This window comes from Gordonia sp. LMA167 (assembly GCF_058130025.1).
In genome coordinates this window covers 2,862,419-2,884,040 of record NZ_CM176708.1, presented here as the reverse complement: position 1 = coordinate 2,884,040, position 21,622 = coordinate 2,862,419, and the positions used below count along the sequence as shown (strand labels likewise).

17 protein-coding genes are annotated in these 21,622 nt (G+C 65.9%); 8 read left to right on the top strand and 9 right to left on the bottom strand.

Annotated elements, in window-relative coordinates; all coding sequences use genetic code 11:
* Positions 1–115 precede the first annotated feature (115 nt).
* The 5 genes from ACVT6V_RS13005 to ACVT6V_RS12985 all read right to left on the bottom strand — a co-directional run bounded on the left by ACVT6V_RS13005 (position 116) and on the right by ACVT6V_RS12985 (position 7,615).
* Positions 116–1,039 carry a nucleoside triphosphate pyrophosphohydrolase gene (locus ACVT6V_RS13005; RefSeq protein WP_489900166.1) on the bottom strand — a complete coding sequence of 308 codons (924 nt, stop codon included), beginning with the start codon at positions 1,037–1,039 and terminating at the stop codon, positions 116–118.
* Positions 1,040–1,195: 156 nt separating this feature from the next.
* On the bottom strand, positions 1,196–4,786 hold the full coding sequence (gene mfd / locus ACVT6V_RS13000) for a transcription-repair coupling factor (RefSeq protein ID WP_489900165.1): 3,591 nt from the start codon (positions 4,784–4,786) through the stop codon (positions 1,196–1,198).
* 34 nt (positions 4,787–4,820) lie between these two features.
* Positions 4,821–5,318 carry a GNAT family N-acetyltransferase gene (locus ACVT6V_RS12995; protein ID WP_489900164.1) on the bottom strand — a complete coding sequence of 166 codons (498 nt, stop codon included), beginning with the start codon at positions 5,316–5,318 and terminating at the stop codon, positions 4,821–4,823.
* A 128-nt stretch (positions 5,319–5,446) separates the two neighbouring features.
* Positions 5,447–6,496 (bottom strand): phosphotransferase family protein, encoded by a 1,050-nt coding sequence (locus tag ACVT6V_RS12990; RefSeq protein ID WP_489900163.1) that lies wholly within the window; start codon positions 6,494–6,496, stop codon positions 5,447–5,449.
* A gap of 3 nt (positions 6,497–6,499) precedes the next feature.
* Positions 6,500–7,615: an Rv3169 family protein gene (locus tag ACVT6V_RS12985; RefSeq protein WP_489900162.1), complete on the bottom strand. Its 1,116-nt coding sequence runs from the start codon at positions 7,613–7,615 to the stop codon at positions 6,500–6,502.
* Positions 7,616–7,704: 89 nt separating this feature from the next.
* On the opposite strand from ACVT6V_RS12985, the gene ACVT6V_RS12980 reads away from it, so the two are divergent.
* Positions 7,705–8,307, top strand: a complete 603-nt coding sequence (locus tag ACVT6V_RS12980; protein WP_489900161.1) for a TetR/AcrR family transcriptional regulator — start codon at positions 7,705–7,707, stop codon at positions 8,305–8,307.
* Between the two features lie 45 nt (positions 8,308–8,352).
* Here the strand turns inward: ACVT6V_RS12980 and ACVT6V_RS12975 are convergent, their stop codons facing one another.
* On the bottom strand, positions 8,353–9,048 hold the full coding sequence (locus ACVT6V_RS12975) for a TetR/AcrR family transcriptional regulator (RefSeq protein WP_489900160.1): 696 nt from the start codon (positions 9,046–9,048) through the stop codon (positions 8,353–8,355).
* Positions 9,049–9,093: 45 nt separating this feature from the next.
* Between ACVT6V_RS12975 and ACVT6V_RS12970 the strand changes: the two genes are divergently transcribed.
* The 5 genes from ACVT6V_RS12970 to ACVT6V_RS12950 all read left to right on the top strand — a co-directional run bounded on the left by ACVT6V_RS12970 (position 9,094) and on the right by ACVT6V_RS12950 (position 13,370).
* Positions 9,094–9,507 (top strand): nuclear transport factor 2 family protein, encoded by a 414-nt coding sequence (locus ACVT6V_RS12970; RefSeq protein ID WP_489900159.1) that lies wholly within the window; start codon positions 9,094–9,096, stop codon positions 9,505–9,507.
* 230 nt (positions 9,508–9,737) lie between these two features.
* Positions 9,738–10,382: an ABC transporter permease gene (locus ACVT6V_RS12965; protein ID WP_489900158.1), complete on the top strand. Its 645-nt coding sequence runs from the start codon at positions 9,738–9,740 to the stop codon at positions 10,380–10,382.
* A complete protein-coding gene (locus ACVT6V_RS12960; protein WP_489900157.1) occupies positions 10,379–11,647 on the top strand; it encodes an ATP-binding cassette domain-containing protein in 1,269 nt (422 codons plus the stop codon). Before ACVT6V_RS12965 ends, ACVT6V_RS12960 begins: the two co-directional genes overlap by 4 nt.
* Positions 11,644–12,381: an ABC transporter permease gene (locus tag ACVT6V_RS12955; protein WP_489900156.1), complete on the top strand. Its 738-nt coding sequence runs from the start codon at positions 11,644–11,646 to the stop codon at positions 12,379–12,381. The genes ACVT6V_RS12960 and ACVT6V_RS12955 overlap by 4 nt, the downstream gene beginning before the upstream one ends.
* A 14-nt stretch (positions 12,382–12,395) precedes the next feature.
* Complete coding sequence (locus tag ACVT6V_RS12950; protein ID WP_489900799.1) at positions 12,396–13,370, top strand: glycine betaine ABC transporter substrate-binding protein; 975 nt, start codon at positions 12,396–12,398, stop codon at positions 13,368–13,370.
* Between the two features lie 26 nt (positions 13,371–13,396).
* Here the strand turns inward: ACVT6V_RS12950 and ACVT6V_RS12945 are convergent, their stop codons facing one another.
* Positions 13,397–14,062, bottom strand: a complete 666-nt coding sequence (locus tag ACVT6V_RS12945) for a TetR/AcrR family transcriptional regulator (protein WP_489900155.1) — start codon at positions 14,060–14,062, stop codon at positions 13,397–13,399.
* A gap of 97 nt (positions 14,063–14,159) precedes the next feature.
* Here ACVT6V_RS12945 and ACVT6V_RS12940 point away from each other — a divergent pair, with 97 nt between their 5' ends.
* The gene (locus tag ACVT6V_RS12940) at positions 14,160–15,674 is read left to right on the top strand and encodes a DHA2 family efflux MFS transporter permease subunit (RefSeq protein WP_489900154.1); all 1,515 of its coding nucleotides are present in this window, start codon (positions 14,160–14,162) and stop codon (positions 15,672–15,674) included.
* A 688-nt stretch (positions 15,675–16,362) separates the two neighbouring features.
* Here ACVT6V_RS12940 and ACVT6V_RS12935 read toward each other — a convergent pair.
* Positions 16,363–17,346, bottom strand: a complete 984-nt coding sequence (locus ACVT6V_RS12935; protein ID WP_489900153.1) for a TauD/TfdA dioxygenase family protein — start codon at positions 17,344–17,346, stop codon at positions 16,363–16,365.
* 103 nt (positions 17,347–17,449) lie between these two features.
* Positions 17,450–19,795 (bottom strand): sulfatase family protein, encoded by a 2,346-nt coding sequence (locus ACVT6V_RS12930; protein ID WP_489900152.1) that lies wholly within the window; start codon positions 19,793–19,795, stop codon positions 17,450–17,452.
* 229 nt (positions 19,796–20,024) lie between these two features.
* Here ACVT6V_RS12930 and ACVT6V_RS12925 point away from each other — a divergent pair, with 229 nt between their 5' ends.
* Positions 20,025–21,620, top strand: a complete 1,596-nt coding sequence (locus tag ACVT6V_RS12925; protein WP_489900151.1) for an ABC transporter substrate-binding protein — start codon at positions 20,025–20,027, stop codon at positions 21,618–21,620.
* The last annotated feature ends 2 nt before the right edge of the window (positions 21,621–21,622 follow it).

Sequence of the window (21,622 nt, the reverse complement as noted above, 5' to 3'; positions counted from 1 at the left end):
ACCGCTCACTCGACGAAGGCCACTTTCTCGACCACCGCGCTCACTTCTGCGGGGCTCACTTCTGCGGGGCTCACTTCTGCGGGGCACACTTCTGCGGGGCTCACTTCTGCGGGGCTCAGTCTGCGCCGTTCACTTCCGCTCGGGTCGCACCCATGGCCGCCACCCACGCCGCCGCCGTGTCGAGGGTGAGGCCCTCGGCATCGGCGCGCTTCTCCGCGTCGCGGACACGCGACATCAAGGATCGGACACGTTGTCGGGCAATCTCTTCGACACTGTCACCACCCGCCTGCACTGCGACGGAAGTGATGGCGGGATCGATGATCTCCAGCGGGAAACCAGCTGCCGCGAGTCGCTCGAGGACCTTTTGGGTCAAGGCCAGAGCCGGGGCAGTCGTGGCCACCCCGTCGAGCACCGATCCGCGATTCTTCTCTGCGGCCTTGCGTTCCTCCCACTCGCGGATCTGGGTCTCGAGGTCTGCGTGCGCGCCGGACAGGACACCGGGCGTGCGTCCGGTGACCTTGGCGGTGAAACTGCGGGCGACGTCGTCGATGTCGAACGGACGATCGGGGTCGTCGGCGGCGATCCGGGCATGGAAGAGGACCTGGAGGAGCAGATCTCCGAGTTCCTCGCGGAGCAGGTCACGATCGCCGTCGTCTATGGCGTCGAGCAGTTCGTAGCACTCCTCGAGGAGATATCGCCGCAACGAGGGGTGCGTCTGAGTGCTCTCCCATGGACCGTTGCGACGCAGCGTGTCCATCAGCGCGACTGCTTCGAGGAGCGCAGCACCGGGCACCGGCCGAGCCTCCACGACCTCCTCTCCCCCGTCGATCCTGGCCCGCACGAACGGGTGCGCACGATCGCTCGAAAGCAGGGTCGCCCCGGGATCGTCCACTTCCGCCCAGGACGCCGACGTCTTACCCAACTCCCACAGCGTGGACGGATGGACATCCTCGGTGACGACGACAGGCCCGTCGAGCAACGCGAGTCCACGCAGCGGGATCACGTCAGGGCGAAGCGGATCGAGAAGCACGACAGCCACGGGCGACGACCTCCGTTCGGGGTGCGGACGTCATGACGTTATCCCAGCGTCCGCGTGAACTCGCTGTGGACACCGGGCAGGTTCGACGACGACCCAGCGCGCCGGCGGAGAGCCCGGATCGAACCGCGCGGATCCGGGCTGCTCGGCCGGTGTGCGTCAGTCCAGGTCCGGGTTCGGCCGCAGGGCCAGGAGGAACTTCGTGAGGTAGTCGATGAGTTCCTCGTCGCGAACCCGCGCCGACCCGACTCCACCGGTCCGTGGGATCGGCAGCGTGATCACCGACGTCGTCGCCCGATAGCTCGCCGACGGGTACAGCCGCTTCAACCGCACCTGTTCGCTGTCGAGCAGTGTCATCGGTGAGATCTTCACCCCGCTTCCGGCCATCCCGACCTCCGAGACCCCCCGTTCGCGGGCGCGCAAGCGGAAGCGCGCGATCGCCGCGAGCCGGCGGGTCTCCTCCGGCGGCTCGCCGTAACGGTCGGAGAGTTCTGCGAGCACGCCGTCGACGGCCTCGTCGTCGGTGGCGGCGGCGAGCTTGCGATAGGCCTCGAGCCGGAGCCGGTCGGAGTCCACGTACTCGACGGGGATATGGGCGTCCACCGGCAGATCGATACGCACCTCGGTCGGCTCACTGGTCGACACCGTCTTGCCGTCGGCCGCCGCGCGGTACGCCTCGACCGCCTCGCCAACCAGCCGTACATAGAGGTCGAATCCCACGCCGGCGACGTGACCGGACTGTTCCGCGCCCAACACGTTTCCGGCACCACGCAGCTCGAGATCCTTGAGCGCCACCGCCATGCCGGCCCCGAGTTCGTTGTTCTGCGCGATGGTGGCCAGTCGGTCGTAGGCGGTCTCGGTGAGCGGCCGCTCGGGACTGTAGAGCAGATAGGCGTACCCACGTTCCCGGCTGCGTCCCACGCGGCCACGGAGCTGATGCAGTTGCGACAGGCCGAAATTCTCCGCACGGTCGACGATGAGGGTGTTGGCGTTCGAGATGTCGAGGCCGGTCTCGATGATGGTCGTGCAGACGAGCACGTCGTATTCGCGATTCCAGAAACCGGCGACGGTGCGTTCGAGCTGATCTTCGTTCATCTGACCGTGCGCCACGACGACCCGCGCCTCGGGGACCAGCGCGGCGATGTCCCGTGCCGTCTTGTCGATCGTCGACACCCGGTTGTGCACATAGAACACCTGACCGTCACGCAGCAGTTCGCGACGGATGGCCGCCCCCACCTGCTTCGCCGAATACCCACCGACGTAGGTGAGAACGGGATGACGTTCCTCGGGCGGGGTCAGGATCGTCGACATCTCGCGGATGCCGGCCATCGACATCTCCAACGTGCGCGGGATCGGCGTCGCCGACATGGTCAGCACGTCGACGTGTGTGCGCAGGGACTTGATGTGTTCCTTGTGCTCGACGCCGAACCGCTGCTCCTCGTCGACGATGACCAGCCCGAGATCCTTCCAGGTGACGCCGGTCTGCAGCAGACGATGGGTGCCGATCACGATGTCGGCCTCACCGGAGGCCATCGCGTCGATGATCTCCTTCGACTCCTTGGGGTCGGTGAAGCGCGACAAACCGTGTACCCGCACCGGGAAGCCGGTCATGCGCTCGGTGAACGTCTGCAGATGCTGTTGCGCCAGAATCGTTGTCGGAACCAGCACGGCGACCTGTTTGCCGTCCTGAACCGCCTTGAACGCCGCGCGCACGGCGATCTCGGTCTTGCCGTAGCCGACGTCCCCGACGATCACCCGGTCCATCGGGACCGGCCGTTCCATGTCCGACTTCACCTCGGCGATGACGGTGAGCTGATCGACCGTCTCGGTGAAGTCGAAGGCGTCCTCCATCTCGCGCTGCCACGGCGTGTCGGGGCTGTAGGCGTAACCGGGTGCGGCGTGACGCGCGGCGTAGAGCTGGACCAGCTCACCCGCGATCTCTCGCACCGCCTTGCGCGCTTTGCGTTTGGTGTTCTGCCAGTCCGACCCACCCAGTTTCGACAACGACGGCTGCTCGCCGCCGACGTACCGGGACAGCTGGTCGAGTGCATCCATCGGCACGAACAGACGATCGGCCGGTTGCCCCCGCTTGCCCGCCGCGTATTCGAGGACCAGGTACTCGCGGCGCGCACCCGAGACCGTGCGTTCGATCATCTCGACGAACTTGCCGATGCCGTGCTGGTCGTGCACCACCAGATCGCCTGCCGTCAGGGCCAGCGGATCGACCTGGTTGCGGCGCTTGGCCGGCAGCTTACGACCGTCCCGCACGCCGGCGACCCGATTTCCGGTCAGATCGGTCTCGGTGACGATCACCAGACGCGCGTCGGGGCAGACGAGCCCCGCGCGCAGCGTGCCATGGAACACCGAGACCTGTCCCGGTTCCGGGCGCGTCCCCGGCTCGACGATGACGGCGGGCACCTCGGCCTCGGCGAGACGCTCGCCGACACGCTGCGCGGTTCCCTTGCCCGCCACCACGATCGCGGCCGACCCACCCGCAGTGACATGGGCACGCAGATTCGCGAACACAGTGGCGATCTCGCCCTCGTTGCCGCGCGGCGAGGGCCCGGCGGTGAGGTCGAGCTCCACTTCGTCTCCGCTGCCCGTGGCGAGCGGACTCATCGTCCACCAGGAGCGTCCGGCCGACAGCGTCGTTCTCGCCACCTCGTCCAGCGAGCGATACGCACTAGCCTGCAGATCGATCGTCGAGGCATCGACCGGCGCGTCACCACCGAGCGCCGCGGCCGTCCACGACGCCTCGAGGAACTCGGCGCCGGTCTGCGCCAGGTCCGCGGCCCGGGTGCGGATCTTCTCCGGATCGAGCAGCAGAACTCGCGTCCCCGCGGGGACGACCTCGGTGAGCATCTGCATCCGGCCCTCGACGAGCATCGGGATGAGGGCTTCCATGCCTTCGACGGGGATCCCGCCGGCCAGCTTGGTGAGCATCTCGGCGAGGACCTGCTCGCCGGCATGATCGGTGGCGAGATCGGCGGCGCGCGCACGGACCTCCGGCGTCAGGATGATCTCTCGGCCCGGATGAATACGGACCACCGACACGTCGATCTCGGGCTGGCTGCGCTGGTCGGCGACCGAGAAGGCCCGCATCTCGGAGATCTCGTCACCCCAGAACTCGACGCGCACCGGGAAGTCGGCGGTGGTCGGGAACACGTCGAGGATGCCGCCACGGACCGCGAACTCACCTCGACGGCCGACCATGTCGACTCGCTCGTAGGCCATCTCCACGAGGTCGGTCAGCAGTACCTCGAAGTCGAGTTCCAGGCCTTCGGCCAGCGAGATGGTCCGGGCGGACCCGAGGCCCGGCGCCATCGGCTGGACCAGCGAACGGACCGTGGTGACGACGACGCGTATGGGTGTCCCCTCGTCCGGGTGGGCGAGCCGGTGCAGAACCGCGAGCCGTTGCCCGACGGTGTCGGCGCTGGGCGAGAGCCGCTCGTGCGGCAACGTCTCCCACGACGGGAACTGCGCCACCGAGGCCGGGTCGTCGAGCAACTCGGCCAGTTCTGCGGTCAGGTCGTCGGCCTCGCGTCCGTTGGCCGAGACCACCAGGAGCGGCGCCGTGGTGGCGTCATCGCCCGGCGCGGCGGCAGCAAGGCACGACACGATGAAGGGCCGGGCGGCGTCGGGGGCCGTGATGTCGAGACGATCCTGGTCCCGCCGACGAACGAGGTCCGCGATCGCCTTGTCTGCACACGTGACCGCGGCAAGCCCGTGCAGGGCGGGGGTTGATGACACTCCGACGATTGTAGGCAACGCCGATTACGGTCGGTCAGGGCAGCGCACGCTGCATGTAGATGCAGTCGATCCACTGATCGAATTTGTACCCGACGCGGGGGGTCCGGCCGACCTCGGCGAAACCGTGCTTGGCATGGAGCGCGACCGATGCCTCGCCGCCGGTGGCGGCGATCACCGCGATGACCTGTCGCACGTTGTCGGGGTCGGCGGCGTCGAGCAGCGCCCCGAGAAGCCGACCGCCGACGCCCCGACCTCCGGCGTCGGGGTGCAGGTAGATGGTGTCCTCCGCGGTCCGGTCATAGGCCTGTCTGTCCCGGAACGATCCCAGGTAGGCGAAACCCTGCACCGTCTCGCCGCCGACGGCCACCAGAAACGGCCGCCCGGCCTTCCCTATGGTGGTGAGCTTGGACTCCCAGTACTCGACCGGTGGCGCCGCGTAGTCGAACGTGGCGACGGTGTGCTCGACATAGTGCCGGTAGATGTCGGCGATGGCCGGGCAATCGGCCGCGGCCGCGGAACGGATGGTGACCATGCCGACGATGATGCCGGATGGACATGCGCCTGCGTGTCCCGGAGCGTCGTGGCGGCGAGGAACAGTCCTGATCCCTGCGAGCTCGCACTCCGATCCCGGACGACCCGGTGGTCGGATCCGGGTCGGTGTCATTGGCTGAACACATGGTCGAGGCGTGCGACACAGATCCCGGCGAGGTCGACCCCGTCGAGATCCAGGATCTGGTTCAGTCGGAGCAGCGGGATCGCCAAGAGGAGCGCGGCACTCACGTCGTTGAAGAGCATGTGGTCCAGACGCAGCCGGGTGAGCCGACGGTAGCGATCCAGGGTTTCCTCGCGGGAGGGGGTGCCCGGCGCGCAGGCCCGATCGGGCAGCGGACTGCTCACCCAGTCCGTCGCGAACATCCAGGCGAGGTCCGCGCCCGGATCACCCAGATAGGCGATCTCCCAGTCGAGCGCGGCCACCGTGCCGAAGTCGTGGTCGTACAACACATTCGACATCCGGCTGTCACCCCAGCAGAGTCCCACACGCTCGGGCTCGTAGAGATTGTCGTCGAGCCAGTCCAGTGCCCGGACGAGAGATTCGGCCACCGGACTCGGGTGGCTCGCCCAGGTGAGTGCATATCGGAGGAATCCGGCCAGCCGCTGTGGCGCCGACGACCCATACGCCCGCAGGTCGAGGAATCCGAGCCGTCGCGCCACCGGGTCGACCGTGGCTGCCTTCGCGATCAGGTCGACACACCCGTTCCACAATGTCGCCCGCCCGGCGGCGTCCGCGTCGGCGAAGATGCCCGCCTCGTGATAGGGCGGGACGTCATTGACCGTGACCACATCGTCGATTCGATCCATCACGAAATAGGGTGTACCCAGATCACTTGCGTCGGTGTCGATCCAGCGCATCCCGGGTACCGGAACCCGGGTGTCGCGCAGCCGATCCATCGTCAGGTACTGACGGCGGAGGTCGAAGTCGGGCAGCACCGGGATCACCGGCGGGCGACGGAACACCAGCCCCAGTGGTTCGTCACGCCCGTCGACACCGATGAGGTCGAACAGGAACGTCTCCGTCGAGAATCCCTGGGTCGCCGGACGCCAGTCACCGACGCGGGCCCCGGATGCACCCGGAACCCTTCTGCGGACGACGGCTTCGATCGCTTCCGGCAACAGGTCCGGCGCGATCCGGACATTCGGCGTCCTGGCCACGACTCACCAGCCCGTGTATCCGTACCGCGGATACGCACCGAGGAAGACCATCTCCACCAGCCCGTGTCCGATCTTGCCGTCCATGCGTACCTCGCAGAGCGTCTCGCTGAGGAACGTGACCGGTGCGATCGTGTCGGGATCACTCACGTCGACCGTGAATCCATCGATGAAATCCCTTCCCCGCCAATACCCAGATGCGTACCCGCGGTACTCCTGGTAGCCGGCCAGACCGGGCCAGAAGTCGCAGATGGGTGTGACGTCGACGACGCTGGTGGTCCGGTCGTCCCGATGCACGGTGAACGTGCCGCCGCTGATGACACGGAGTCCAGAGCGGAACTCGAGGTCATGTCCGACGTCGATGATCGCCGACGAACCACCACCGGTCGACAAAGGCCGCAGCACCTCTCCCTCGAATTGGGTGCGTCGTCCACGACTGTCCTCGCGCTGCGCGAAATGCACCAGTTCGTCGTGGAATTCGAAGATGCCCATGTAATAGAGGACGCCGTCCGGGATGTCACCCGGTTGCAGCTCGGTTCCTTCCGGGAGGCTGCCACCGCCGGGCCCGTTGCGAATGCCCCACGAGTGGTCGCGGCCGAACCACCATCGGTTCGGATCGAGGTCGATGCGCTCACCGTCGAGCACGATGTGACCCTTGACGGTTCCGTTCTGATAGAAGCGACGTGCGTTCTCCTGCACCCTGCCCCGGGACCGGTGGAATGCGGGCGTCTGTTCGTAGGCCGGGAACACCCCGGTGAGGGTCAGATCCAGTTCGAGCCCGTGATCGTTGGCCGCCAACACGGCACGCGTCGACAACAGCGGCTCGCAGACCCGATACGTATAAGGGCCGACCGCGTAGGTCCCCACACCGACCGGCGCGGAATCGATCTGGGAGGAGACCCGTACGACGCGGGTCTGGCCACCGCGGCGCGTGACCATGGCATACGCGTCGGTGACGTTGCGGTTGGGATAGCGCGCCAGCCCGGTCATCACCGTCACGTCGCCCGAGCGGTCGAATCCGTACATCACGATCCGTTCGACCCAGCGCAGATCGCTCTGCTCAGGATGATCGAATGTCGTGGCCATCTGATGGCAGAGCAATTCGTCGTGCGCGGTCAGCATGACGCGGTCCTCCTTGTCGCCGATGCGATGCCGCCATTACGTTACGGGCAATAACGTAAATGGTCGAGAGATTCGGTAACGTTCATCCGGTGTCCGAGCCGCACCGACCCGCAGCCGGCCGTCCGCGTGACCCGGAGAAGGACTCCGCCGTACTCGCGGCGGCCCGCGAGCTCCTGTCCGAAGGCGGCTATGCGTCCGCGACCATCGTGGCGATCGCGCGGCGTGCGGGCGTCGGCACACCGACGATCTACCGGCGCTGGGCCGGTCGGGAGATGCTGATCGAGGATGCCGTCTTCGGGTCCCGGGAAATCTACCCGCCGATCGCGACCGGCGACCTCGAGCACGATCTGCACGCGTGGGTGACGGTGTTCCTCGGCCACCTCGCCGATCCGGCGACCCGCGCCGCGATACCCGGGCTGCTGGCCGCCTACCAACAGGACGAGCAGCTCTATGGATTGCTGCTGGCCCGGATCGAGCGCGGGGTCCGCACGGATTTCACCGACACCGTCACACCCGCCCTCGACTCCACGCCGACTTCGCTGCGCAGTGCCAGGGCCGACGCCCTCTTCGACATGCTCGTCGGCGCGACCATGGTTCGCGCGCTGACCGTCGGCATGCGTGACGCCGAGACGTTCACCGCGCAGACCGCTGACGCGCTCACCGCACTCGCACGCTCGACCTGGACTCGGTGACGCCGGACGTCCGGACACCGGACTGACGGACCGCCGATCCGCGGATCACTCCTCGGTCGTCGTCCGATCCCGCTCCTCCACGTACTCGGGCCCCACCAACTCGGGATGCGGATCGAGCCGGGTCAGCCCGTTCCAACAGAGGTTCACGAGGTGAGCGGCCACCACCTCCTTGGACGGTTCCCGCACGTCGAGCCACCACTGCGCAGTCACCGACACCATGCCGACCAACGCCTGCGCATACAGCGGGGCCAGGGAGGGTTCGAATCCGCGGCGCTCGAAATCGCTCGCGAGGATGTGCTCGACCTGGCTGATGGCGTCGTTCAGCAGACTCGAATAGGTGGTGGTCCCGCTGGTGTTCGTCCGGTCACCGCGCACCAGGATGCGAAAGCCGTCGGTGCGCTCCTCCATGTAGGTCAAAAGCGCGAGCGCAACCTGCTGGATGCGATACAGCGACCGGTTCTTGGACAGCGACGACGTCACCATCTCGAGCAGCGTCTCCATCTCGCGGTCGACGACGACCGCGTAAAGACCTTCCTTGCCACCGAAATGCTCGTACACGATCGGTTTCGACACACCGGCACGCTGGGCGATCTCCTCGATCGAGGTCCCTTCGAAACCCCGTTCGGCGAACAGTCCGCGGGCCACCTCGATCAGCTGCAATCGCCGCTGGGGACCGGTCATACGGGCCCGCGGCGCACGCTGCACCTCATCGGACTTGTCGGTCGGGCGGCTCACTGCCATACGGCAACCCTATCGACGCGGACCGATCTGCGGTAATCAATAGAGATGCTGTCCATCGAGGAGATCTCCGCACGACTCGAGATCCAACAGATCCTGGCCGATTACTCGACTGCAGTCGATGCGGGCCGATTCGACGAGCTCGACGGGGTGTTCATCCCCGACGCGCACATCGACTACAGCGCGACCGGCGGCATCGTCGGAAACCTCAGCGAGGTGAAAGCATGGCTTTCCCAAGTACTTCCAGCCTTCTCCGCTTACTGCCACCTGGTCGGCAACCACGACATCCGGGTGGACGGGGCCACCGCCACGACCCGCACGCTGTGTCTCAACCCGATGCAGACGCCGGACAACTCGACGTTCCTGCTGGGGCTTTGGTACTCCGACACCTGGACGCTGACCGATGACGGCTGGCGCATCGTCACCCGAACGCTGGAAAGGTGCTTCGACAAGCAGCTTTGACTCGGCGGGCGCAGAAGTCGACTTTCTTTGACGAATCGTTACCTCGCGGCATCGCCACAGGTCAGACGGTGTCGCCGACCCGATGGCGGCGATCTCGAACTCGGACCATCTCGAGCAAAACCGTCGGCGACGAGGATTTCGGTTATATGGTGAAATCCGGTTCAGCTCCCCAGTCCGACGATCGGTCCGGTGAGTGACCACCGTCGGGGCCGACGACGAGGGGGTTCGGTGTGCAGCTGTGGGACTACGTGCAGGGGCACGCGGCCACTCTGACGTTCCTCACGTATCAGCATGCGTCGCTGGCGTTTCAGACTGTGCTGGTCGGCACGCTGGTGGCCGTACTCGTCGCCGTCGCGGTTTATCGGCTGCCTTTCTTCTCGGCGCTCACGCTCACCACCAGCCGTGTCGCCCTGACCATTCCGTCCCTCGCCCTGCTGGCATTGCTGATCGTGCCGTTCGGGCTCGGCGTGGTGCCGTCGTTCATCATGCTCGCGTTCTTCGCGACGATGCCGGTGATCGGCAACGCGATCGTCGGATTGCGCTCGGTGCCACCATCGGTGGTCGAATCGGCGCGCGGAATCGGTCTGTCACGCTGGCGCATCCTCGTGTCGGTCGAGCTGCCGATGGCATGGCCGGTGATTCTCACCGGGATTCGGGTGTCGACGCAGATGATCATCGGGATCGCCGCGATCGTCGCCTACGTGCTCGGCCCGGGTCTCGGGTCCCTGATCTTCAGCGGACTGTCCCGGCTAGGCGGCGCCAATGCGCTCGAGATGGCTCTCACCGGAACGATTCTCATCGTCATCATCGCCCTGGTGTTCGACGGACTCCTGGTTCTGCTCGGACGACTCACGATATCCAAAGGACTGCAATGACCGAATCGTCCACCGCGCCGGGGGCCCCGGACCGCGTCGTCACGGGCGCGTCGATCCACCTCGACGGCGTCATGAAACAGTTTCGCGGGCAGCATGAGCCCGCGGTCGCACGTCTCGACCTCGAGATCGACGCGGGCGACATCGTCACCTTTGTCGGCCCGTCCGGGTGCGGAAAGACCACGACGCTGAAGATGATCAATCGGCTCATCGAACCGACCGAGGGCCGGATCCTGATCGACGGCCGGGATGTCACGCACGAGAACCCGGACAAATTGCGTCAGGGCATCGGGTACGTCATCCAGTCGGGCGGGCTGTTCCCGCATTGGTCGGTGGCCAAGAACATCGCCGCGATCCCGAAGGTGCTCGGCTGGGACAAGAAGCGGATTGCCGACCGTATCGAGTATCTGCTCGACCTCGTAGGTCTCGACCCGGCCACCTACGCCGATCGTCTGCCCAAGGACATGTCGGGTGGGCAGCAGCAGCGGGTCGGGGTGGCTCGCGCACTGGCCGCCGATCCGCCGATCCTGTTGATGGACGAGCCGTTCGGGGCCGTGGATCCCATCACCCGGGTCCGCCTGCAGGACAGCCTGATCGCCATCCAGCACGAGCTGGGCAAGACGATCGTGGTGGTCACGCACGACTTCGACGAGGCCACCAAGCTCGGCGACAAGGTCCTCATCCTGTCTCAGGGCGGCCACATCGAGCAGTACGCGCCGCCCGAGGACATTCTCGCCAACCCGGCCACGCCGTTCGTGGAGGACTTCGTCGGATCGGGTGCGACACTGGCGCATCTGACGCTGTCGCGGGTGCGCGATGTCCCGGTCGAGCCGGTCACCACCGCCGAGGTCGGCGAATCGTCGCAGACGGTGCTCGGACGTGCGCACGCCGCCGGGCACACGTGGGTGGTCGTCGTCGATGAGCATGGGCACCCGCGCGCGTGGCCGTCACTGGACGAACTCGGCGCCAAACCACAGGTCTCCGACTACATCGACCGGCGACTGCCGGTCGTCGCCAGGTCTTCGACACTGAACGACGCCCTCGACTCCATGCTGGCGGCCAGCCAGGGTGGTGTGCTCATCACCGATGGTCGCGGCGCGGTGGTGGGCTCCCTGTCGATCGGGACGGTCATGGAGATCATCCGAGGGCAACTGTCGGAGGCTCGGCCCGACGAGGACATGAGCTACGTGGGACACCCGGAGGGCACATCAACCGACGAGATGCCGGTGATCGTCGCCGCCGACGACGAGCCCCACGAGAAGCCATGAACCGCCTGCGACGACTGCCGATGGATGTGTGGTTCGAGCCACTCATCATCGTCGTGCTACTGGTCGGTTACATCGTCTGGTATCGGACGACCACCTTGACCGAGACCGAGCAGGCCGCGTTGGCGTGGGACAACCTGCGCATCACCATCTACGACCACATCAAGCTCACCGTCGTGTCGACCGTGATCGTGGTGGTGATCGCGATCCCGCTCGGGATCGTGCTGACCCGGCCATCGATGCGGTGGCTCAATCCCATCGCCGTGAACATCGCGAATGTCGGTCAGGCCGCCCCGGCCGTCGGTCTCCTGGTCCTGTTCACCTTCTGGCTGGGCACCGGGTTCAGAACCGCCGTGGTCGGCCTCGTGGTCTACGCGATCCTGCCGATCCTGCAGAACACCATCGTCGGGCTACGACAGGTCGACCAGCGAACCGTGGAGGCCTCGCGCGGAATCGGCTACTCCGGACTACGCACCCTGGTCCTTGTCGAGCTCCCGCTGGCGGTGCCGGTGATTCTCAACGGGGTCCGGACCGCGCTGGTCATCTTGGTCGGCACCGCGACGCTGAGCACGTTCATCGGCGCGACGAGCCTCGGCACTCTCATCACCACCGGCGTCACCTTGTTCCTGCCGAAACTCCTCCTGTCCGGCGCCGTGCTGGTCGGCCTGCTGGCCCTGACCATCGACTGGCTCGGGCGTCTGTTCGAGTTGTTCGCCACGCCCAAGGGGATCTCATGACCGGACGTGGCGGCATGGTGCGCATGGCCCGGATCGTCGCCGCGGTGGCGATGACGATGCTGACCGTCGCCGGCTGCGGCCTGGTCAGTTCGTCCGGTACGTTTCACAGCGCCTCACTGCCCGACGGCGAGAAACCCCTTGACGGCGCGAAGATCACCGTCACCTCCAAGAACTTCACCGAGAGCATCATCCTCGGCAAGATCGCCGCGACGTATCTCGGCGCGGCAGGCGCCGCGATCACCGACATGACCAACGCGCCCGGGTCCGCGTCGTCGCGGCAGGCCATGCTCAACGGCACCGCCGACCTGACGTGGGAGTACACCGGCACCGCCTGGGTGACCTATCTGCACGAGACCGACACCATCCCGGACCCTCAGGAACTGTGGCAGAAGGTCCACGACGTCGAACTGGCCGAGAACGACCTGGTGTGGTTGCCGCCGGCCAACTTCAACGACACCTATGCGTTCGCCGTGTCCACCCCGACCGCCGAGCGCCTGAACGTGAAGACCATGTCCGACATCACCCGTCTCCCGGTGGCCGAACGCACCTTCTGCATCAACGACGAATTCTTCAGCAGGCCAGACGGATTCCTGCCGATGCTGCAGACCTACGGCATTCCCTACAACACCCCGAACGGCGTGCCGACCGGCAATGTGACCCAGATGGACTCCGGCATCGTCTACACCTCGACGGCCAAGAGCTCGCCCTGCAATTTCGGCATGGTGTACACCACCGACGGACGTATCAAGAACCTCGATCTCGTGGTCCTCGACGACGACAAGAAATACTTCCTCCCCTACAGCGGCACCGTCGTCGTCCGCAAGGAGGTCTTCGACGCGTACCCCGAGATCGCGCCACTGATGAAGCCGGTGTCGGAGCGGCTGACCGACGAGGTGATGCAGGAACTCAACGGTCGCGTGGACATCGACGGCGAGGACCCCTCCGACGTCGCCTATGACTGGCTCAAGAGCGAGGGCCTCGTCGAGTGATCACCGGGCCTGTCACGGCCCGAAAATCATGTGTCCCCCACGTGGTTCGCCTGTATCTCGCGAACCTGTCCCTCGGTGATGGGCGGCGCGGACAGCGGCGTGTGCCCCGGCGCACGGACACCGTCGAGAATGATGCCGAGGTAGCGGCGCCACGCGTCGGGCACGGTCGGCCCGATGGTGTCGGTGACTGCTCTCATCATGGTCAGGATCGCGAAGAAATCGGTCGGTTCCAGATCTGGACGCAGTACTCCCGCTGCGCTGGCACGCTCATAGACCCGTTGTAGTTGCTCGGTCAACGTCGCCTTCGCACTCACGATGTCGGGATGCGAGTGGTCGATGCGCATGATGACGGCTCCGAGTCCACGGTCGGCGGCGATCGAGGACACCACCAGGGTGAAGATGTCGACGACCGCGTCCCATGGGTCCCGGTCGTCCAGTGTCGCGCGCGCACGTTCGGCGACCTCGGTGAGGTGCTCGGTCAAGACACCGACGATGAGGTCGTCGCGGTTGGCGAATCGGCGATAGACCGTGCCCACCCCCACTCCGGCGTGGGCCGCCACGTCGTCGAGTGTGACCTCCAGACCGCGCTCGGCGAACAGTTCCCGGGCCGCGGCGATGATGCGCAATCGGTTCCGCTCGGCGTCGGCGCGGAGCTTCCGGCCGCCGCTGACCTCGGCCTCTGAGGTGTTCATCGTCACAGAATAGCAAGTGGAGGAATTGGCTCCGGTTGGCGCACGTTGTGCTTCAGGAACCGGAGGAATTACCTCCGCCTAGACTTAGGAGGCTCGGATGAGCATTGTCCACGACGCTCTCGACGATCCATCCGTCGAGAAGGAGTCACCCGAGGCGCGGCATCACCGCTTGCGCTGGGTGATCCTGGGTGTCCTCGCCCTCGCACAACTCATGGTCGTGCTCGACGCGACCATCGTGAACATCGCGCTCCCTCACGCGCAGGAGTCACTGGGCTTCGGCAACGAGGACCGGCAGTGGATCGTCACGGCGTACGCGCTGTCATTCGGCAGCCTGCTCCTGTTGGGCGGCCGCCTGTCAGACCTCTGGGGGCGCCGCACCACGTTCATCGTCGGGCTGATCGGCTTCGCGGTCATGTCAGCCATCGGTGGTGCCGCAGTCAACTTCGAGATGCTGGTGGCGGCACGTGCCGGTCAAGGCATCTTCGGCGCACTGCTCGCACCGGCGGCACTGTCGCTGCTGACCACCACCTTCACCGACCCGTCCGAACGCGGTAAGGCGTTCGGCATCTTCGGCGCGATCGCCGGTGGCGGCGGTGCATTGGGCCTGCTGCTCGGCGGCATGCTCACCGAGTGGGCCGACTGGCGCTGGTGCCTGTACGTCAACCTCGTGATCGCCGCGATCGCGCTGGTCGGAGCGGTGATGTTCCTCGGACGGAACACCTCTGATCACCGGCCCAAGCTGGATCTCCCGGGTGTGGCCGCCGCCTCCGCAGGCCTCTTCTCGATCGTCTACGGATTCTCGAACGCCGAGACCAACGGCTGGGCCGACTGGGCGACCATCACCTGGCTCGTCGCCGGCGCATTGCTCCTGGCCGGCTTCGTCTGGTGGCAATCCCGCACCGAGCACGCGCTGCTGCCACTGCGGGTGATCACCGACCGCACCCGCGCGGGGTCCTACATGGTGGTCTTCATCGCCGGTATCGGTATGTTCGGCATCTTCCTGTTCCTCACCTACTACCTGCAGCAGAACCTCGGGTTCAGCCCCATCCGGACCGGATTGGCCTTCCTCCCGATGATCGCCATGCTGGTGGTGACCGCTACGACGGCGACCGGAGTACTGCTCCCTCGCTTCGGTCCGCGGTGGCTGATGTCCGGTGGCATGATGATCGCCGCCGGCGGGATGCTCTACCTGACCCAGATCACCGAGACCAGCTCGTACGCAAGCCATGTGCTGCCGGCCTTGCTGATCCTCGGCGTCGGCATCGGCGCCTCCATGGCGCCGGCCATGCAGGGCGCAATCTCCGGGGTGTCACCGCAGGACGCCGGGGTCGCATCGGCCACGGTCAACACGATGCAGCAGGTCGGCGGTTCGGTCGGCACCGCATTGCTGAGCACCATCGCGGCGAGCTCCGCGACCGCGTACTTCACCGATCACGCTGCGCACGTGACCAATCCGGCCGAGCTGGCACAGCTCGCGGCGGTCCATTCGTACACCACCGCGTTCTGGGTGGCCGCAGCCGTCTTCGCTCTGGGTAGTGTGCTCGCCGCGCTGGTGGTGCGGAGCGGGAAGCTGCCGGCCGCACCGGAGGGTGCGCCCGCCATGGCGCACTGAGGTTCTGCCTCGCAACGCAAGCTGGACACTGCTACGTCACCCGGCCTCTGAGGCGCGGAGCGCCACAGCATCCGGCCCCTGAGGAGGCCCGGAGCGCCAGCGGGCTACCACCATCCGACCCCTGAGGAGGCCCGGAGCGCCAGCGGGCTACCACCATCCGACCCCTGAGGAGGCCCGGAGCGCCAGCGGAGGGCCGTCAGCGTCCGGTCCCTGAGGAGGCCCGGAGCGCCAGCGGAGGGCCGTCACGAAGGGCGGCCCTTCGTGACGCTCGCAAGCTCGCTCCTCAGGGACCGGATCGTGGGTTCCTCTCCCCTCCACAGAAAACCGGATGGTGGGTTCCCTCCTCGCTCCTCAGGGACCGGATCGTGGGTTCCCTTCCCCTCCACAGAAAACCGGATGGCGGGTTCCCTCCTCGCTCCTCAGGGACCGGATGGTGGATTCCCTCCTCGCTCCTCAGGGACCGGATGTTGGGCCCGGAGGGCCGTCACCGTCCGGTCCCTGAGGAGGCCCGGAGCGCCATCGGAGGGCCGTCACGAAGGGCGGCCCTTCGTGACGCTCGCAAGCTCGCTCCTCAGGGACCGAATGTTGGGGCCGGATCGTAAGCGCTCTCCCCTCCACAGAAAACCGGATGACGGGCACTCTCCCCGCTCCACGACGGCCGCCGAAGGCGGCCGTCGTGGATCCGGGTTCAGGCGGCGAAGACCGCCAACCGCGAGGGCTCCTCGACACCCGAGTAGTGGGTCGCGTCGCCCTGCAGGATCTGACTGCGCTGCCCGTGGACGTCCACCGGCACATCACCGGCCAGGGTGATCCGGTGCAGCTGGCGCTTCTGGTTGCCGTAATCGGAGATCCCGTAATGCTGGGTCGCACGGTTGTCCCAGATCGCGACATCCCCGAGACTCCAGTTCCACCGGAAGGTGTTCTCCAGTTTGGTGATACGCGACTGCAGCAACTGATACAGATTTGCGAACTCGGCATTCCTCAGCCCGCGGAACTCCTTCGCGAAATGGCCCAGGAGAAGGCTCCGTTCCCCCGTCTCCGGGTGAACGCGGACCACCGGATGCAGGGTTTCGTACTCCGTCGCGGTGAACTCCTTGTAGTGATCCGCCTTCTGGCTGACGTCAACACCACCCGATGGTTCCGCCTGCCCCACATAGTCGTACACGTTGCTGTGCGTCGCCCAGAGTTCCTCGGTCAGCGCGCGCAACGCCTTCGGCAGCTGGTCATATGCTGCGACGGTCGACGCCCAGGTCGTCGCACCGCCGTAACTCGGCAAGGTGACCGCACGCAGGATGGACGCCTTCGGAATCCGATCGACGAACGTGACGTCGGAGTGCCAACTGTTCGCTGCGCCTTCGATCGTCAGCAATTGGGTCCCCCGCGAGGTGACCGTGGGGTGCGGCGCGGTGGGCTCACCGAGCAAGCCCGCGAACGCGTACTGAGCGTCGTCGTCGAGGTGCTCCTGCCCCTGAAACACGACGGTCTTGTTGATGGCCAATGCGAGCCGGATCGCTTCCACCTGCTCGGGCGGGAGGTCGCCGCCGAGACGAACCCGGCCGATCCGTGCGCCGATGTGCTCGCCGAGCTTCTGGACCGTGATCCCGGCATCGGCATAGATGTCCTGTGCCGCACGCTCCCGATCTGTCCGATCCTCGATCTGTGCAAGCGTCATCTCAAATCCTCTCTCACCAATATCTCTATCTCTCAGACGAATTCATCTCAGCACGACGGCGACGTGCTGTTCGAGTCAAAACTCACGGTGATCGGAAGTCTCCTCAGTCGGCGGCGTACTCGGCGGCGTCGTCGATCACGCGGCGAACATCGCCCGGCACCCGAACCGTTCCGGGGCGATAGGTGACGGCCCGCAACGCGGGGCCGAATCGAAAGGAGCCGCGTTGTCGTCGCAGCTCGACATCGACCGGCCCGCGTGCGTCCACGCCCACCGATATCCCGGTCCAGGGGGCCATTCCGACGAGCTGGAACTGATCGTCGAGTTTCGCCACGACCGACGTCTGTCCACCTGCCACGGCCTCGATCGAGAAGTCCCAGCGGACCGACTGCGTCGCGACGGCGCGCACAACCAATGTGGTCGTTCCCGGCGGTACAGCTCCCGAGGCCCGATGCAGTCGCCCATAGCTGTTGAAGACGAAATGCACTGATCCCGAATCGATGTATGCCAGATATCCGCCCTGTTGGTCGCCGTGGGCCACGAGAACCCCCTCGTCCGCGGCGGTCCAGTCCACCAGATCCACCTCGATGTCGAAATCGCGGTAGGCGATCAAACGGCTGGAACGGTAGCGCTCCAGCGTCGGGGTGCCGGCGACGATCCGGACCGCGCCACTGAGGCGTTGCTCGTCAGGCCGACGCCTGATCTGGTCCCCAACGGAGTCGAAAAGTGGAAACACCGTGTTGTGCCAGGCAGCGTCGTCCCAGGCTCGGGCCAGTTCGGCCACCTTCTCCGGATACCGTTCCGCCAGATCTCGCGTCTCCGCGGGATCGCGCGTCACGTCGTAGAGTTCCCATCGAGGGGCGTCGACGGCGGCCGGATCGGTGTGCAGGGACACGAGCTTCCAGCCGTCCCGGTAGAAGCCGCGATGGCCACCGAACTCGGCGTACTGCTCGGTATGCCCGGACGGCGCACTCCGATCATGCAAGAAGTCGGCGATGCTCACACCGTCGCGGCCCTTTGCCGGGCGTCCGAATCGTTCGGTGGGTGTGTCGATCCCGGCCAGTTCGAGCAACGTCGGCACGACATCGGTGACGTAGGAGAACTGGCGGCGCACTCCGTTGTCGCCATCCGGGCGCGACAATCCGCGTGGCCAGGAGATCACGAACGGTACTCGCACCCCGCCCGCGAACGTCTGGCCTTTGTAGAAGCGGAAGGGTGTGTTCGAGGCCTGTCCCCACCCGCGCGGGTAATGGACACCCAGTTCTGCGGAACCGATGAGTCGCTCGTCGTGAGCGACGTCGCGTTCCCAGTCGGGCGGAACCGGACCGTGCACGAATTGACTGAAATACGAGCGGGTTCCGACCGGGCCTCCCTCTGCGGTGCCACCGTTGTCCGAGGTGAACACGATGATGGTGTTGTCGAGCTCGCCGAGCTCGGTGAGGGTGTCGACGATGCGCCCGACGCTCTGATCGACGCTGTCGACCATCGCGGCGTACACCTCCTGATAGCGCTGATATCGCTGCTGCTCATCCGGCTCGAGGTCGGCCCAGTGGGCTGCCTCGAACCCCGGTTCGGTGTTTCGCGGCGCGATCGGTGTGTCCGGATCGAACAGACCCTCCGCGATCTGACGTTCGAAGCGGCGCTGCCGGACGACATCCCAGCCGTCGGCATACCGTCCTCGGTACTTACGCAGGTCGTCGTCCTTGACCTGATGCGGTCCGTGCATCGCGATGTGCGCGAAATACAGGAAGAACGGTTTCGTCGCGTCCTGGGCGCGCAGGGACTTGATCTGCGCGACGGCACGATCGGTCAGATCATCGGTCACGTAGTAGTCATCGGGATACTCGGTGATGTCGACGACGGAATTGTCCGAGATCAGTTGATTCGGGTAGAAGAACGAGTTGAGTCCCTCGAGAGAGCCGTAATAGCTGTCGAATCCGCGTTGCACCGGCCATGAATCCCGTGGTCGTCCCGGACCCATGTTCGCGTCGCGGACCAGGTGCCATTTCCCGACCGCGTAGGTCGCGTACCCGCCCTCCCGCAGGATCTCCGGCAGGGTCAGCACGTCGTCAGCCAACTCCAACCGCAACCCGGGGAATCCGGGATCGGAGTTCGCAACACTGCCGTACCCGGCCCGGTGCGGGTTCAGGCCGGTCAGCAGTGCGGCCCGGGCCGGCGAACACACGGGCGTCGTGTGATAGTTGGCCAGCCGAATTCCACGCCGTGCCAACCCGTCGATGTTCGGTGTGTCGATCTCGGCACCAAAGGGTGAGATATCCGAGTAGCCCATGTCATCGACGAGGATGACCACGATGTTCGGTGCCCCGGGCGGAGCGGATCGCTCCTGCGGCCACCACGGTGTCGATCGGGAGCTCGTGCGCCCCACGACACCACCGAAGCCCTCGTATCCGCGTGCATTCGCCGGGATCGCCGGCGTTTGGTTCTCGACCATGTGGCCGCCTTCCTGTCGTTGCCGTCGGCGTCGGAGATGCCCGGCAGACAGCGACCGTGCCGAAGCAAACCAGTCATGTCAAGAGTTCGATCCGCGCCAAGCAGAACCCGGCGATCATTCGTCGGTATCGCCATAATGAACGTCGATCCCGCAGCTGTGCAGTTTATTTCGACGTTCGTTCCTCGGCCGGGATCGTTCCGCTTCGACCCGAGAAAGAAATGTGGTCCCCATGCCCCGACATCGAGGTATCCGCGTGTGCTGCGCGGTCGCCGTCACACTCCTGCTGACGATCGCGACTGCCGGGTGTCAGTCTGCCGTCTCGCAGCAGCAGAATACGACGGCGACTTCGCTCGCTCCGGGTCAGGCCGTGCCGAGAGGAGGAGATCTCCGCGTCGGCGTCCTGGGTGACCTGTCTCCGAAGACGTTCCTGCAGATCGGAACCGGAGCCCTCAACGGACAGGTGGTCGCGAACACCTATGACACGCTGATCCGGTACGCGCGCGACTCGTTGACGGTGCAACCCTCCCTGGCGACCGCCTGGCATCTCGCTCCGGACGGCCGCTCGCTCGCACTGGACCTACGCAACGACGTCACCTTTCATGACGGGCGGCCGTTCGTCTCCACCGACGTGGAGAACTCGATCAAGGCCTATCTCGGTGGCCCCTGGACCCCGCAGTTCAAGCGGACCGCGGCCGCGATCACCCGGTTCGACACCTCCGACCCACATCGCGTCGTACTCGGGTTCGCCCACCCGCTCAGCAACATCTTCGATCTGCTCGACTCGGCACCGATCATCGACCAGAACACGCTCGCCGATCTCAAGGCCGGCACGCAGTTCAACGGGACCGGTCCGTTCCGGTTCGACAGCTGGCAACCGAATTCGTCTGTGCGACTGGTCCGCAACGAGCATTACTGGGGTGGCACACCTCCGCTGGAAGCGATCACCTTCGTGGTCGTCAAGGACGATCAGTCACTGTTCACGCGCCTGCGGACCGGACAGATCGACGTTGCCGACGGCCTCGACTACCACGACCAGCAACTGGTGTCATCGAGATACGGCTTCAAAGAGGTGACGCTCACCGGCGCCGAATCGCAGGAGTATGTGGGGATCAACGTCGCGAATCCCGCGCTCGCTGACGTGCGGGTGCGACAGGCCATCGCGTACGCCATCGACCGTCGACGCATCATCGACGACGTCTTCCGCGGAAGTGGGTACACCGTCAACCTGCCGTGGCCGACATGGTCACCCGCCTACCGTGCCGACGCCAACGCGACCTACACGCGAGACGTCGCCAAGGCACGCGCACTGGTGGCCGCCGCCGGCCCCATTCCCACTCTGACACTGGACTACTCGACGCACAGCGTGGACGGGGTCATCGCCGAGATCGTGCAGTCCAATCTCAAGGACGTCGGGATCCGGGTGAAGTTGGTCCCGAACGACAAGACCCAGCAGTCGTCGAAGCTCATCGGCGGCAAGTTCGACGGGCTGTGGCTGCTGCAACACGCCTTCGCCCAGTTCACCCCGTCGACCCTTGCCGTGTCGGCGTATCCGTTCAATGCCGCCAAGAACTCCTCGAACTACACCGATCCCGGCTACTCGGCCGCGGCCACCACGGCCTGGACCACACGCGACAGTTCCTCACCGACCGCACTCGCGGCATACCGTCAACTCGACGACAAGTGGCTCAACGACCTCTTCCTCATTGAGATCGGTGTCGTCCTGCGAAAGGTCGCGACGGCGGGCGCAGTCGGCAACGTCGACTGGGATCGACGCAATCAGCTCCACTTCGCCAACACCTACCTCGCATCGGAAGGGAAGCAATAGAC

Bases quoted from the DNA above. Each gene is read 5' to 3' on its own strand.
- ACVT6V_RS12995 (WP_489900164.1), bottom strand. From the start codon at position 5,318: ATGGTCACCATCCGTTCCGCGGCCGCGGCCGATTGCCCGGCCATCGCC.
- ACVT6V_RS12985 (WP_489900162.1), bottom strand. From the start codon at position 7,615: ATGCTGACCGCGCACGACGAATTGCTCTGCCATCAGATGGCCACGACA.
- ACVT6V_RS12975 (WP_489900160.1), bottom strand. From the start codon at position 9,048: ATGGCAGTGAGCCGCCCGACCGACAAGTCCGATGAGGTGCAGCGTGCG.
- ACVT6V_RS12970 (WP_489900159.1), top strand. From the start codon at position 9,094: ATGCTGTCCATCGAGGAGATCTCCGCACGACTCGAGATCCAACAGATC.
- ACVT6V_RS12960 (WP_489900157.1), top strand. From the start codon at position 10,379: ATGACCGAATCGTCCACCGCGCCGGGGGCCCCGGACCGCGTCGTCACG.
- ACVT6V_RS12955 (WP_489900156.1), top strand. From the start codon at position 11,644: ATGAACCGCCTGCGACGACTGCCGATGGATGTGTGGTTCGAGCCACTC.
- ACVT6V_RS12950 (WP_489900799.1), top strand. From the start codon at position 12,396: ATGGTGCGCATGGCCCGGATCGTCGCCGCGGTGGCGATGACGATGCTG.
- ACVT6V_RS12945 (WP_489900155.1), bottom strand. From the start codon at position 14,062: ATGAACACCTCAGAGGCCGAGGTCAGCGGCGGCCGGAAGCTCCGCGCC.
- ACVT6V_RS12940 (WP_489900154.1), top strand. From the start codon at position 14,160: ATGAGCATTGTCCACGACGCTCTCGACGATCCATCCGTCGAGAAGGAG.
- ACVT6V_RS12935 (WP_489900153.1), bottom strand. From the start codon at position 17,346: ATGACGCTTGCACAGATCGAGGATCGGACAGATCGGGAGCGTGCGGCA.
- ACVT6V_RS12930 (WP_489900152.1), bottom strand. From the start codon at position 19,795: ATGGTCGAGAACCAAACGCCGGCGATCCCGGCGAATGCACGCGGATAC.
- ACVT6V_RS12925 (WP_489900151.1), top strand. From the start codon at position 20,025: ATGCCCCGACATCGAGGTATCCGCGTGTGCTGCGCGGTCGCCGTCACA.